14 protein-coding genes are annotated in these 12620 nt (G+C 70.4%); 4 read left to right on the top strand and 10 right to left on the bottom strand.

The features are described 5' to 3' along the window. Positions 1-100: 100 nt before the first annotated feature. On the top strand, positions 101-925 hold the full coding sequence (locus CXQ97_RS03890; protein ID WP_104179531.1) for a sigma-70 family RNA polymerase sigma factor: 825 nt from the start codon (positions 101-103) through the stop codon (positions 923-925). Positions 926-1173: 248 nt separating this feature from the next. Here CXQ97_RS03890 and CXQ97_RS03885 read toward each other — a convergent pair whose 3' ends face one another. From CXQ97_RS03885 to CXQ97_RS03865, 5 genes are all read right to left on the bottom strand, one after another. Continuing rightward, positions 1174-2304, bottom strand: a complete 1131-nt coding sequence (locus CXQ97_RS03885; protein ID WP_181034963.1) for an HNH endonuclease signature motif containing protein — start codon at positions 2302-2304, stop codon at positions 1174-1176. A gap of 198 nt (positions 2305-2502) precedes the next feature. Beyond that, positions 2503-3162, bottom strand: coding sequence for a phosphatidylinositol phosphate synthase (gene pgsA / locus CXQ97_RS03880; RefSeq protein ID WP_104179529.1), 660 nt, complete (start codon positions 3160-3162; stop codon positions 2503-2505). Then, positions 3162-3779 carry an HIT domain-containing protein gene (locus CXQ97_RS03875; protein ID WP_104179528.1) on the bottom strand — a complete coding sequence of 206 codons (618 nt, stop codon included), beginning with the start codon at positions 3777-3779 and terminating at the stop codon, positions 3162-3164. The genes pgsA and CXQ97_RS03875 overlap by 1 nt, the downstream gene beginning before the upstream one ends. After that, complete coding sequence (gene thrS, locus CXQ97_RS03870) at positions 3779-5791, bottom strand: threonine--tRNA ligase (protein ID WP_104179527.1); 2013 nt, start codon at positions 5789-5791, stop codon at positions 3779-3781. Before thrS ends, CXQ97_RS03875 begins: the two co-directional genes overlap by 1 nt. A gap of 151 nt (positions 5792-5942) precedes the next feature. Continuing rightward, positions 5943-6245: a chorismate mutase gene (locus tag CXQ97_RS03865; protein WP_104179526.1), complete on the bottom strand. Its 303-nt coding sequence runs from the start codon at positions 6243-6245 to the stop codon at positions 5943-5945. Between the two features lie 126 nt (positions 6246-6371). Here CXQ97_RS03865 and CXQ97_RS03860 point away from each other — a divergent pair, with 126 nt between their 5' ends. From CXQ97_RS03860 to CXQ97_RS03850, 3 genes are all read left to right on the top strand, one after another. Next, positions 6372-6629 (top strand): mycoredoxin, encoded by a 258-nt coding sequence (locus tag CXQ97_RS03860; RefSeq protein ID WP_104179525.1) that lies wholly within the window; start codon positions 6372-6374, stop codon positions 6627-6629. A 95-nt stretch (positions 6630-6724) separates the two neighbouring features. After that, a complete protein-coding gene (locus CXQ97_RS03855; protein WP_104179524.1) occupies positions 6725-7810 on the top strand; it encodes an S-(hydroxymethyl)mycothiol dehydrogenase in 1086 nt (361 codons plus the stop codon). Next, the gene (locus tag CXQ97_RS03850; RefSeq protein WP_104179523.1) at positions 7810-8439 is read left to right on the top strand and encodes an MBL fold metallo-hydrolase; all 630 of its coding nucleotides are present in this window, start codon (positions 7810-7812) and stop codon (positions 8437-8439) included. The genes CXQ97_RS03855 and CXQ97_RS03850 overlap by 1 nt, the downstream gene beginning before the upstream one ends. A 195-nt stretch (positions 8440-8634) precedes the next feature. On the opposite strand, the gene CXQ97_RS03845 is transcribed toward CXQ97_RS03850, so the two are convergent. The 5 genes from CXQ97_RS03845 to CXQ97_RS03825 form a co-directional block, all read right to left on the bottom strand. Continuing rightward, positions 8635-9375: a lipoate--protein ligase family protein gene (locus CXQ97_RS03845; protein ID WP_258062233.1), complete on the bottom strand. Its 741-nt coding sequence runs from the start codon at positions 9373-9375 to the stop codon at positions 8635-8637. Between the two features lie 67 nt (positions 9376-9442). Continuing rightward, complete coding sequence (locus tag CXQ97_RS03840; RefSeq protein WP_104179522.1) at positions 9443-9985, bottom strand: dihydrofolate reductase family protein; 543 nt, start codon at positions 9983-9985, stop codon at positions 9443-9445. A gap of 111 nt (positions 9986-10096) precedes the next feature. Next, complete coding sequence (locus tag CXQ97_RS03835; RefSeq protein WP_104179521.1) at positions 10097-11128, bottom strand: aldo/keto reductase; 1032 nt, start codon at positions 11126-11128, stop codon at positions 10097-10099. A 109-nt stretch (positions 11129-11237) separates the two neighbouring features. After that, positions 11238-11522 carry a DUF427 domain-containing protein gene (locus CXQ97_RS03830; RefSeq protein WP_104179520.1) on the bottom strand — a complete coding sequence of 95 codons (285 nt, stop codon included), beginning with the start codon at positions 11520-11522 and terminating at the stop codon, positions 11238-11240. 156 nt (positions 11523-11678) lie between these two features. Beyond that, entirely contained in the window at positions 11679-12455 is a 777-nt protein-coding gene (locus tag CXQ97_RS03825; RefSeq protein WP_104179840.1) for a thioesterase family protein, read from the bottom strand. Positions 12456-12620: the final 165 nt, after the last annotated feature.

The raw sequence follows: 12620 nt of genomic DNA, 5'->3' as shown, positions 1-12620 counted from the left end.
CTCTCCGTTGATAGCTTCGGGAGCGACACCTGCCGCCGCGGCAGACCCTTGCCGGACACCAGCGGACAGCAACGTCACCAAGCAGCTGGGGAGCTTGCTCATGCACGCACGCGACCGGGAAAAACTCATCGTCGACAACCTGCCACTGGTCGGGTATCTCGTCTCCACCCTGTGTGCCCGCGCCACGCACCTCTCGAGGGACGACCTCGCATCGGTGGGCGCGATCGCGCTCATCACCTCGGCAGATTCGTTCGACGCCTCGCTCGGCGTGCCCTTCGGCGCCTATGCGCGTCGGCGCATCACGGGCGCCTTCGCGGACGAGCTCCGCTCCAATGATTGGGCGCCGCGGTCGGTACGACGCCGCATCGGCGACACCCTTGCGGCGCAGGAGACGCTGGCTGCTTCTCTCGGGAGGTCACCGACCGTCGACGAGCTCTCCATGACGCTCGGCGTGAGTCGGCAGGAGGTTCACGCGGCGCTCGACGACGCCGGTCGCTCACTCCAGACACTGGACGAGTCGGTGCTCGACCTCGTTCCCGCCGAGGACCAGCTGCCCGAGGCCTCACTGCTCGCCGACGAGCAGATCCGCCACCTGCGGACGGCCGTGACGCACCTGCCGGAGCGGATGCGCCACATCGTCGAGCAGGTGTTCTTCGAGGGCAGATCGGTCACGGAGGTCGCGGCGGAACTGGGCACCACGCACTCGGCGGTGTCACAGCAGAAATCGGAAGCATTGAGGCTGCTGCAGGACGGGCTGGCGACGCACTACGCCGACCACGGCGACATCGCGTCCGCCCCCGTGTCCAGGATCTCGCCGAAGCGCCGCGCCGAATATCTCTCGACCCTCGGCGCTGCACTGACTCCCCTGCGCGACAGCGCGACGGCCCTCGCTGCGGCCCGCCCTGCCTTCGCCTTCGCATCCTGACCCGCCACGCCCTGACGCCATGCCCTGACGCCACCGGACGGAGCAATCGGTCGCGGAGAAGCCCCTGAGTCGTTAGCCGGCACGTCCTGACCTGCACCTCCGACCCGCCACCTCGGAGCGCCACCGCTCCCGCCGGGGCCTGCCCGGGGTTGGTCTTCACGCCCTGACCCATCACGCCCAACCGTCACCGGTCGAGGCTGCCCATCCCGGCGAGACCCACCCGGTGTTCGTCTTCACATCCTGACCCGTCACACCGAATCCGGTCGACGCCGGGGAGAAGCATGAGCCGAGCTGCGCTCAAGGACGCTCGATCGGAAGGGTGGGTCGTCGTTCTCGGTCGTGTAGGTGCGTCCGCCGGCGGAAGTGGCCGTGAGCACGCCCGGTCGGGGCTGGTCGTAGTGGCACAGGCCCTCGCTCTTGAACGCGTGGTGCTTGCGGCACAGGTGGGCGAGATTGTCGGCGTCCGTCGGGCCGTCATGTGCCCACGGTCGGGTGTGGTCGAGTTCGCAGCGTGCGGCGGGGATGCTGCAGCCGGGATGTCGACAGGTCCGATCGCGGACGCGCAGCCACTTCTTCAGGTCTGCCGGCACGGTATAGGTGGTGCGGCCGACACTGAGCACCGCCCCGGTCTCGGGATGGGTGGGGAGTCGGGTGAACGACGGCGCATGGGCGGCGAGCCGACGGGCGAGTTCGGCCGCGATGGGGCCGTAACCCTCGAGCAGGGCGGGGGCGTCGTCCACGCCCAGCAGCGACAGGACCGGCACCGTCACGTTGATGTGAGCCCTCAGGCTATCGGGGAGCGGGGTCGCGCCGGACGGCCCGGGCGGAGTGACGAGCGAGTCAGGACCACCCCGGCGGTCCGTGCTGGAGCCGCAGGCACAGGCTGCGCCTGCACTGGCACGCACATCGACACCGGTTTCCGGGCCGGAGCTGCGACCGTCGCAGGGCAGGAGCAGGTCGACGAACACGTCGGTCCGCAGTTGGGCGAGGGTGCGGGCCTCCGCGGGGCGCTGCAGGTGGCGTGCGGCGGCTGTGAGGTGCGCGTCGATCGCCGAGGCCGACGTGGCGGGCAGGTACACGCTGAGCCAGGCCATCGCGTCGTCGGCCGGGTCCATCTCGACCCGACGTCGGGCTCCGGCGGAGCGGGCACGCTCGTCGAGGACCTCCGGGTGGTGATGGTTCCGTAGCCGCCGCGCCTGGTAGGCGAGCTTCGTCGTCGTCGTGCGCATCGCGACGGGCAGCAGGGCGCCCTCGACTGCCGACGCTGCTTCCGGCGGCACTCCGGCGTACTCGTGGACCAGGGCGGCGGCATGGGACCAGGAGACCCGGCCCGAGCGCAGGGCGGCGAGGGCTTCGTCGAGCCCGTCCGGGTGCTCCACCGCCGTTTCCATACCTCATCGTCCCGCGCGCCACCGACGGAATAGGGTGGATGCGCGGCCCTTCGAAGGCACCTCACACCGCCCCTGCACAGGGCAGAGGTCGCCAGGCGTGGAAAGGGTTCCATGCGCATCACCGGGGTCCGGCAGCGGGCCTCGGGTCCCCGGATGACAGCGGCACCGACCAGCGGCGCCCGGCAGCTACTCGCCGGACGCGTCCCGCGATGCCCCGGAAGGATCCGACGAAGATCTCGGGGCCTCGAGGGACTGGCGCCGCACGGCCCTGACCCGCTGGCCCACCGTGACCAGGCTCGCCACAGCGAGGATCACGAGGACCACCAGCAGCACGCCCTCCGGCAGGCCGAGACCCGTCAGCCCGGTGACCACGAGGACGGAGACCAGCCGCTCGGCCCGCTCGGCCAGTCCCACGTTCGCTGTGAAGCCGAGCGACTCGGCCTTGGCCCGTGCGTAGGAGACGAGCATGCCGAGCACGAGGCAGGCCAGGGCGGCGACGCCGATCGCGGGGTTCTGGCCGCCGGTGAAGAACCACACGGCCACGCCGGCGAACAGCGCGCCGTCGGCGATGCGGTCGAGCGTGGAGTCGAGGAAGCTGCCCCAGGACCCGCCGCGACCCTCGAGGCGGGCCATGATCCCGTCGATGACGTCGGAGAACACGAAGAGCGTGATGAACACGGTGCCCCAGAACAGCTGGCCGAGCGGGTAGAAGACCAGTGCGCCGCCGGCCACGCCGATGGTGCCCACGATGGTCACGGCGTCGGGTGTCACCCCCCAGGCGAGCAGCCTGCGGGCCGGCGGGGTGAAGAGGCGGGTGAAGAAGCCACGCGCATATCTGTTCAGCATCAGGAGGCCGATCCCCGCGCGTCACCGGCCGACGGCCACGCCGCCGCCACCTGCTCGCGGACCTCGCCGAGCGTCTGCGTGATGGCCTTGGTCTGCGCGATGATCGGCAGGAAGTTGCCGTCGCCGCCCCATCGCGGCACCACGTGCTGGTGGAGGTGGGCCGCGATGCCGGCGCCGCCCGTGACCCCCTGGTTCATGCCGAGGTTGAAGCCGGAGGGGTTGGAGACCTGGCGCAGCACGCGCATCGCGGTCTGCGTGAGGGCGGCGATCTCGGCGGTCTCCGCCTCGTCGATGTCCGTGTAGTCGGGGACGTGACGGTAGGGGCAGACGAGGAGGTGGCCGGCGTTGTACGGGAAGAGATTCAGCAGCACATAGGCGTAGGTGCCGCGGTGCACGATCAGCGATTCCTCATCGCCCAGCTGCGGCGCGTGGCAGAACGGGCAGGTCTTCTCCGACGTGACCTGCTCCTGCCCGCCCTTGATGTAGGCGAGGCGGTGCGGTGTCCAGAGGCGCTGGAAGGAGTCGGGCACGCCCGCGAGCTCGAAATCGTCCGTCACCGCCGCGTCCCCCGGGTACGCGGTGGCCCCACCACCGTCCGGACTGCCCCCGTCGGCCATCAGGGTGTTGCCTCCCTGCTGCGGACCGCCTCCACGATCCGGCGGACGGCCTCGTCGACGGGCACCTGGTTGTCCTGGCTGCCGTCCCTGAACCGGAAGGAGACGGCACCGGCTTCCTCGTCCTCGCCACCCGCGATGAGGACGAACGGGACCTTCTCCTTGCTCGCCGTCCTGATCTTCTTCGGGAAGCGGTCGGACCCGGCGTCGACCTGCGCGCGGATGCCCTCGGCCTTGAGCTTGTCGACGACGTCGAACAGGTAGTCGTTGAAGGCCTCGGCGACGGGGATCGCCAGTACCTGCACGGGTGCCAGCCAGGCCGGGAACGCCCCGGCGTAGTGTTCGGTGAGCACACCCATGAAGCGCTCGATCGACCCGAAGAGGGCGCGGTGGATCATGACCGGGCGCTGGCGCGAGCCGTCCGCCGCCTGGTACTCCAGTTCGAAGCGCTCGGGCAGGTTGAAGTCGAGCTGGATGGTGGACATCTGCCAGGTGCGGCCGATCGCGTCGCGCGCCTGCACGGAGATCTTCGGGCCGTAGAACGCCGCTCCCCCGGGATCGGGCACGAGGTCGAGGCCCGAGGCCTCAGCGACCTCGGCGAGCGTGCGCGTGGCCTCGTCCCAGATCTCTTCGGAGCCGACCGACTTCTCGGGGTTGCGGGTGGAGAGTTCCAGGTAGAAGTCGTCGAGGCCGTAGTCCTTCAGCAGGCCGAGCACGAAGGTCAGCGTGCCCGTGAGCTCGTCCTTCATCTGCTCGCGTGTGCAGTAGATGTGGGCATCGTCCTGGGTCATGCCGCGCACGCGTGTCAGGCCGTGGACCACACCGGACTTCTCGTACCGGTACACGGAGCCGAACTCGAACAGTCGGAGCGGGAGTTCACGGTAGGACCGGCCGCGGGACCGGAAGATGAGGTTGTGCATGGGGCAGTTCATGGGCTTGAGGTAGTAGTCCTGCCCGGGCTTGCGCACCGTGCCGTCCTCATTGAGCTCCTCGTCCACGTGCATCGCGGGGAACATGCCGTCGCGGTACCAGTCGAGGTGGCCCGAGACCTCGTAGAGGTGGCCCTTGGTGATGTGCGGCGTGTACACGAACTCGTACCCGGCGTCGGTGTGCCGCTGGCGGGAGTAGTCCTCCATCGCCTTGCGGATGACTCCACCCTTGGGGTGGAAGACCGGCAGGCCCGAGCCCAGCTCGTCCGGGAAGGAGAAGAGGTCCAGCTCGGTGCCGAGACGGCGATGGTCTCGGCGTTCGGCCTCGGCCAGGCGCTCCTGGTACGCCTTGAGGGCGTCCTTCGTGGGCCAGGCCGTGCCGTAGATACGCTGCAGCTGCTTGTTCTTCTCGCTGCCGCGCCAGTAGGCGGCCGCCGACCGCGTCAGCGCGTACGCGTTGGAGATCAGCTTGGTGTTCGGCAGGTGCGGACCGCGGCAGAGGTCCTTCCAGACGACGTCCCCGGACTTGCGGTCCACGTTGTCGTAGATCGTCAGCTCGCCCGCGCCGACCTCGACCGATGCGCCGTCGTCGTCCGTGGCCCCGCCCTTGAGGCCGATCAGCTCGAGTTTGTACGGCTCGTCCTGCATCGCCTCGCGGGCCTCGTCCTCGGACACCACTCGGCGCACGAAGCGCTGGTTGGCGTTGACGATCCTGAGCATCATCTTCTCGAGCTGCTTCAGCTCGTCGGGCGTGAACGGCTCCTCGACGTCGAAGTCGAAGTAGAAGCCGTCGGTGATGTACGGGCCGATGCCGAGCTTCGCGCCGGGCCGCAGCTGCTGGACGGCCTGGGCCATGACGTGCGCGGCCGAGTGCCGCAGCACCTCGAGCCCCGCGGGGTCCTCGAGCGTGACGCCCTCGACGGATGCACCGTCGGCCACCACCTGGTCGAGGTCCTTCAACTCGCCGTCCACGCGCATGACGACGACGTCGCGCCGTTCGCCGAACAGTTCCGTGCCGGTGGTGCCCGTGCTCGCCTGCTTCTCTTCGCCGTCGACGATGAGCTTCATGGGCTGGGGCGCTGACACGGGGTCTCCTTGGTGCTGGGGAAATAGGTGCCCGAACGGGCGCGACGGACCCCGGTGAGGGCCGGGACCGCCGTCCTGATCGTATCGGGTGGTCGGAGGGCCGACCAACAAGCTCGCCGTCGCACGCCCCGCAGGGGACGGTCGGCGCCGGTCAGGGCTCCCGCCGCACCCTCAGCTCGAACTCGATGAACGCCGAGATCATGGCACGGTAGGTCTGCTCCACGACGGTGGGGTCCACCCCCTGCTTCTCCGCATAACCCCGCACGTTCGTGATGACCCGCTCCACCCGCGCCGGGGCGCGAACGGAGGCGTCGTCGCGCTTGAGGGTTCCCGCCCGGCGGACGAGCCGCTCGCGACGCGAGATGAGGGCCACGATCTGCTCGTCCACCTCGTCGATGGCCACCCGGACCGCTGCCAACTGCTTCGCGTTCTGCTCTTCGTCTGCTTCAGCCATGGCGTGAGCCTACCGGTGCGAGGAATGGCCCGGCGCCTGTCCGCGTTGACGAGTCTGCGGGCGCGAGGAGTCGTCCGCAGACCGAGACAGGGTGCGGCGAACCCGTACCCAGACCTGAGGAGCACCGTGGACTACACGCCAGAAGCCGGATCCATCACCATGTTCTCGACCTCGTGGTGCGGGTACTGCCGTCGCCTGAAGTCCCAGCTCGATGCTCAGGGCATCGGCTACAACGAGGTCAACATCGAGGAGGTCGAAGGGACCGCCGAGCTCGTGGCCTCCCTCAACGGCGGCAACCAGACCGTGCCGACCGTGATCTTCCCCGACGGCACCACCGCGACGAACCCCTCCCTGGCTGACGTGAGGACCAGGCTCGCCGCCTAGCAATCGCCTTCCCCGCGCCGGGGCAGTCCCCCATATGCTGGGAGCGGTGCGCCCGCGAGACGGGCCACCGCTCCCAGCGGAAGGACAGCGAGAACATGGTGCACAGAGTTCAGGGCGTCGTGGTGCGGGCGAAGGATGCCCCCGCCGCCATCGAGACCATCCTGGTGCCGGACCCGGGGCCCGGTGAGGCGCTCGTCGACATCCTGACCTGCGGCGTCTGCCATACCGACCTGCACTACAAGCAGGGCGGCATCAACGACGAGTTCCCGTTCCTGCTGGGCCACGAGGCGACCGGCGTCGTCAGTGCCGTGGGCGACGGCGTCACCACCGTGGCACCCGGCGACCGGGTGATCCTCAACTGGCGTGCCGTCTGCGGCGAGTGTCGTGCCTGCCGCCGCGGCGAACCCCAGTACTGCTTCGACACGCACAACGCCACCCAGAAGATGACCCTCGAGGACGGCACCGTCCTGTCCCCCGCGCTCGGCATCGGCGCCTTCGCCGAGAAGACCCTCGTCGCGGCCGGCCAGTGCACCAAGGTGGACCCGGCAGCGGACGCCGCCGCCGTGGGCCTCCTCGGCTGCGGGGTCATGGCCGGGATCGGCGCCGCGATCAACACGGGCAACGTCTCCCGCGGCGACTCGGTCGCCGTCATCGGGTGCGGCGGCGTCGGGATCGCCGCCGTCGCAGGCTCGAAGCTCGCCGGAGCCACCACGATCATCGCGGTCGACATCGACGACCGGAAGCTCGAGCTCGCGAAGGGCCTCGGCGCGACGCACGTCCTCAACTCGAAGGACGAGGACCCGGTGGAGGCCATCCGCGCCCTCACCGGCGGCAACGGCGCCGACGTGGTGATCGACGCCGTCGGCCGTCCGGAAACCTACAAGCAGGCGTTCTACGCGCGCGACCTCGCCGGCACGGTGGTGCTCGTGGGCGTCCCCACACCGGACATGACCGTCGACCTGCCGCTGCTCGACGTCTTCGGGCGCGGCGGTTCGCTGAAGTCCTCCTGGTACGGCGACTGCCTGCCGAGCCGCGACTTCCCGATGCTCGTCAGCCACTACCTCCAGGGCAACCTCGACCTCGATGCCTTCGTGACCGAGCGCATCCGCCTGGACCAGGTCGAGGAAGCCTTCGGCAAGATGCATGGCGGCGCCGTCCTCCGCTCGGTGGTGGAGCTCTGATGGCGGCGCGGGTGGAACACCTCGTCACCTCGGGCACCTTCTCGCTCGACGGCGGCACGTGGGACGTCGACAACAACGTGTGGATCGTGGGCGACGACGACGAATGCGTGGTGATCGACGCACCGCACGACGCCGCCGCGATCCTCGACCGGATCAACGGACGGCCCGTCCGGGCGATCCTCCTGACGCACGCCCACGACGACCACATCCGGGCGGTCGGCGATCTCGTCGACGCCGTCCACGCACCCGTCCACCTGCACGACGGCGACCGCGAACTGTGGACCATGGTGTTCCCTGCCCTGAGCCCGGACCGGTGGATCAGCGACGGCGACACGATCGACGTCGCCGGGGTGACCCTGACGGCACTGCACACCCCCGGACACTCGCCCGGTTCCGTCTGCTACTACCTCGAGGAAGCAGGCACCGTCTTCACGGGCGACACGCTCTTCCAGGGCGGACCGGGCGCCACGGGCCGCTCCTACAGCGACTTCCCGACGATCATCGAGTCCATCCGCACACGGCTGCTCACCCTGCCGCCGGAGACGATCGCGCGCACCGGCCACGGGGACAGCACGACCATCGGCGACGAGTCGCCGCACCTCGAGGAATGGGTCGACCGCGGGCACTGACGACTGCCCGGCGGGCCGCAGCACATCGAGGGCGCACGACGGCACAGGAAGCCGGCGGTGCGCCCTCGTCGTCGTAGGGCCCCGGACGCGGCGACGCCTCCTGTGCCTCCAAGCGCGCGACACCGTGGGAAACCGGCGGTGCGACGTCATCGCAGGGCCGCGAACGGGACGCCGCCTGCGCGCAGCCCCAGGGCATCAGGCGGTACGCGTGGCCGCGGGGGCTTCGAGCTGCACGACGGCGGCATAAGCCGCCAGGAGCGCCGTCTCGACGGCGTCGACCGTTACCCCGGGCACGAGGTCCTGCGCCGCGCCCGCCGTCGCCGGCTCCCACGCGAGGCCGAGAGCCGTGTACACATCGGTGAGCACCGCCCGCAGGGGTTCGGCGTCCTCGACGACCACGACGGACGAGAACAGCCACGCCCCCGCGACGACGCGCTGGGCCGTGCCGACGAGCTTGACCGCGGGTACGCCGTCGCGCCGTCCGTGGACGCTGAACTCGCCGGGGCAGTACTCCCCCGGCACCTCGCCCACGTGCGCGTCGATGCCGACGTCGGCGAGTACCTGCGCGAAGAAGTCACCGAAGGCGGCGAAGCGCGCGCGGGTCCCTGCGACGGCGTCGTCGGCCGGTTCGACGTGGTCGACGATCAGGCAGCTCCGGTGGTATGCGGCGGCACGGCCGCCGGCCCTGCGGACGAGGGGCTCGAAGCCCTGCGCGGCCGCGGATCCGCTCGCCGCCGAGAAGCCCGGCAGCCGCGCGTCGCGCTGCCCGAAGGCCACGGTGGGGCTCGGACGGTAGAGGCGCAGGGTGGCCGGTCGGGTGCCGGCCGCGACCTCGCGCAGCAGGCAGATCCCCCGGTCGAGCTCCCGGGCGGCGTCGTCCGATGCGGGGTCGACGACGAGCGCCAGCCCTGCAGCGCCCTTCCACGGAGTCCTCATCCCTCCATCGTAGGCAGTGCGCGGTGACCCGCAGGACGCGGCTGCCGATACCGGCCGCAGGACGGTGTCAGGGAAGGACGTCCATCCACAGGTTCGTCTCGTGCCCGTGGTGCGTGGCGGAACGCGGCCGGAGGGCGACGTTCGTGCCGCCCGGCACGTCGAGGAGCCGCGTCCCGGCGCCCAGCAGCACCGGCTCGACGAACACCAGGACCTCGTGCAGGCGTCCGAGGGCGAGGCACTGCCGTGCGATGTCGGCGCCGAGGACTGCGACGTAGCCGTCCTTCGCGGCCTCCTCGGCGCGGTCGAGGCCGAGGACGACGTCGCTCACGTACTGGACGCCGTCCGGTCCGCCGTCGGCGGGCGGGGAATGCGTCACCACGAACTGGGGCCCGGACCAGGTGCCGCCGAAGGCGCCTTCGGCGTCGGTCCCGCTGTTGGGATCGTCCCCGGTGAAGGTGCGGTTGCCGATCAGGAGGGCACCGATCCGCCCGGCGAGCGCGTCCGCCTCCGGATTCGGCTGGATGAACGGGGTGAGCCAGGACATGTCACCGCCTGGTCCGGCGATGTAGCCGTCGAGGGACATGGAGGCGGAATAGAGGACCCTGGCCATGGTGGACGCCTTTCGCCGATGTCCGGCGCAACGGAGCGCGGGAGGGCTCCAGTGTAGGTCCGGGACTGCGAGGCGGGCCGGCCGGGCGTAGCGCCCGACCGGCCCGGCGGCCTATTGTCCGCCGTCGACGCGGCGGCTGCGCTGCTCCACGCCCGGGATCCCGTACGGGTAGTCGCTGAAGGTCGGCGTGCTGACCTCGTCGAGACGGGCCAGTTCCTCGCTCGTCAGTTCGAGCTCCGCGGAGGCGAGGTTGTCGGCCAGCTGTTCCTGCGTGCGCGCCCCGAGGATCACCGACGTCACGGCGGGTTGCGCCGCAACCCAGGCCAGCGCCACGTGTGACGCACCGACACCGCGCTCGCCGGCGATGCCCGTCACCGTGTCGATGATGCGCCAGGTCCTGTCCTGCGCGTTGCGCTTCTCCCAGGCCTCCATGCCGCGCTGCGGGTTCTCGCCCAGCCGGGTGGCGCCGGTCGGTACGGTGTCGCGGGTGTACTTGCCGGTCAGCCAGCCGCCACCCAGCGGGGACCACGGCAGCATGCCCATCCCGGCGTCGAGCACAGCCGGGACGATCTCCGCCTCGATCTCCCGCACGAGCAGCGAGTACTGCGGCTGCAGGGTGACCGGCAGCGAGTAGCCCCGCTGGCGGGCGATCTGGTACGCCTTCGTGAGCTGCCACCCCGTGTAGTTGGAGAACCCGTAGTAGCCGATCCTGCCCTGCACCACGGCTTCGTCCAGGAAGCCGAGGGTCTCCTCGAGCGGTGTCACCGGATCCCACGAGTGGACCTGGTACAGGTCGATGTGGTCGACGCCGAGACGTGTCAGCGAGGCGTCGAGGGCGCGTCGGAGGTGGCGGCGGGAGAGTCCGAGATCGTTGACGTCGTCACCCATCGGGAACCGGCCCTTGGACGCCAGGACCATGCGGTCCCGCTCCGCAGGGTTCTTCGCGAGCCACCGGCCGATGATCTCCTCCGAGGTGCCCGCGGTGTAGACGTCCGCGGTGTCGATCAGGTTGCCGCCCGCTGCGGCGTAGTCGGAGAGGATCGCGTGGGACGCCGCCTCGTCCGATTCCGCGCCGAAGGTCATCGTGCCGAGGGCCAGGTGGGACACCGAGGTGCCGCTGTTGCCGAGTTTGCGGTACTCCATGGGTTCTCCTTCGTCGTCGCGCCCGGAGGCGCGGTCGGGTGGAATGGTGCGCGTACCGGCGGCACGGGAAGGGGCGCCGTCGGCAGGACGGCGCCCCTCGCTGCAACGATCAGTCGCTGACCGTGACGCCCTTCCAGAAAGCGTAGTGACCGCGGATGTTCTCCGCCGCTTCTTTCGGGTCCGGGTAGATCCAGGCGGCGTCCGCGTTACGCTCGCCGTCGATCTCCAGGCTGTAGTAGCCGGCCGTGCCCTTCCAGGAGCACACGGTGTGCTTCTCGGACGGGACGAAGTACTCCTGGGCGATCGAATCCGGCGGGAAGTAGTGGTTCCCGTCGACCAGGACGGTGTGCGCGGACTCCGCGACGATCCTGCCCTTCCACACTGCTTTCGGCATGCTTCCTCCTCTGGGCCCGCGGTTCCGTGGGGCGGCCGCCGGGGCCTACGGCGGTTCCGTGCCGTGCAACGATCGGGCCGGCCGTCGCATTCCGGGCGCACGACACCCGGCGTCATCGGGGTGCCCGGCGTGCCGGGCGTGTTCGGGCCGCCGGGGTCAGAGTTTCCGGACAGTGAGGATCTGCTCGACGCGGCCGAAGGGGCCGTCGACGTCGTGCACCACGCTCGAGGTCAGGCCGACCCCGTGCCCGCCGAACGTCACCCGGGTGTCCAGGCCCAGCCATTCGCCGTGCGGCATGCGGTGGAGGTGGATCTGGAGGTCGACGTTGGGGTACATCCAGCTGTCGCCGCCGGGCGCCACGCGCGTGGCGATGCCGTTGGCTGCATCCATCATGCCGACCAGCCGCACGACGTCGGGGGCCGCCTCCCCGTCGACCATCGGGTGCGGGTTCCGCATCCACACCTGCCCCCGTCCCGGGCGGTGTCCGGGGACGACGCGCACCTCGAGGGCCCTGATGAAGCCGCCGGGCCACGCCGTCATGCCCTCGTGCGGTCCTGCGTCCTCCGGGCCGGGGATGCGCGGATCCTCGACGGCTGCCACGGCCGCGGTGTCCTGCATGCCGAGCCGCCACGCCTTCGCGACGATCGCCGTCCGGCCGCCGGCCTCCATGCGTGCCTCCAGCAGTTCGATCGTCCGTCCGGGCCGCACGACGGCGGTGCTCACCTCGAACTCGCCGCCCGGGATCATGCCGAGGATGTCGAAACTGAGGCGGCTGAGCTGCATGCCCTCACGAGGCTCGCAGTCGAGCAGGCACTGCGTGAGGAGTCCGGAGATGGGAGCCATGTGCTGCTCCTCCGGGTTCCAGGCCCCCTGCGCGTGGATCGTCGACTCGAATCTCCCGCCGCCGAGGTCGCGGTAGAAAGAATCAGGCACGGGGAACTCCTTCGTCGGGAAGCGGGGCTGCACCGGAGACTGCGCCCGGTCGTCAGGATCCAGGGCGGCGCACCCGCCCCATGCTAACGGAGCACCTGCACCCGGCGGTCCGCCGGGACCTCGTCCCGATGGCGGTACGCGGGAAGCCGGAATAGACTTCCGGCG

The sequence above is a fragment of the Arthrobacter sp. B0490 genome, assembly GCF_002929355.1.
Classification (GTDB): domain Bacteria; phylum Actinomycetota; class Actinomycetes; order Actinomycetales; family Micrococcaceae; genus Arthrobacter_D.
This window is presented reverse-complemented; position numbering and strand designations above follow the sequence as displayed.

What these genes read in the sequence shown, in the direction of transcription:
- CXQ97_RS03865 (WP_104179526.1), bottom strand. Translation starts at nt 6,245, where the DNA reads ATGGCTGAAGCAGACGAAGAGCAGAACGCGAAGCAGTTGGCAGCGGTC.
- CXQ97_RS03845 (WP_258062233.1), bottom strand. Translation starts at nt 9,375, where the DNA reads ATGAGGACTCCGTGGAAGGGCGCTGCAGGGCTGGCGCTCGTCGTCGAC.
- pgsA (WP_104179529.1), bottom strand. Translation starts at nt 3,162, where the DNA reads ATGCTGAACAGATATGCGCGTGGCTTCTTCACCCGCCTCTTCACCCCG.
- CXQ97_RS03840 (WP_104179522.1), bottom strand. Translation starts at nt 9,985, where the DNA reads ATGGCCAGGGTCCTCTATTCCGCCTCCATGTCCCTCGACGGCTACATC.
- CXQ97_RS03835 (WP_104179521.1), bottom strand. Translation starts at nt 11,128, where the DNA reads ATGGAGTACCGCAAACTCGGCAACAGCGGCACCTCGGTGTCCCACCTG.
- CXQ97_RS03850 (WP_104179523.1), top strand. Translation starts at nt 7,810, where the DNA reads ATGGCGGCGCGGGTGGAACACCTCGTCACCTCGGGCACCTTCTCGCTC.
- CXQ97_RS03890 (WP_104179531.1), top strand. Translation starts at nt 101, where the DNA reads ATGCACGCACGCGACCGGGAAAAACTCATCGTCGACAACCTGCCACTG.
- CXQ97_RS03855 (WP_104179524.1), top strand. Translation starts at nt 6,725, where the DNA reads ATGGTGCACAGAGTTCAGGGCGTCGTGGTGCGGGCGAAGGATGCCCCC.
- CXQ97_RS03875 (WP_104179528.1), bottom strand. Translation starts at nt 3,779, where the DNA reads ATGGCCGACGGGGGCAGTCCGGACGGTGGTGGGGCCACCGCGTACCCG.
- CXQ97_RS03830 (WP_104179520.1), bottom strand. Translation starts at nt 11,522, where the DNA reads ATGCCGAAAGCAGTGTGGAAGGGCAGGATCGTCGCGGAGTCCGCGCAC.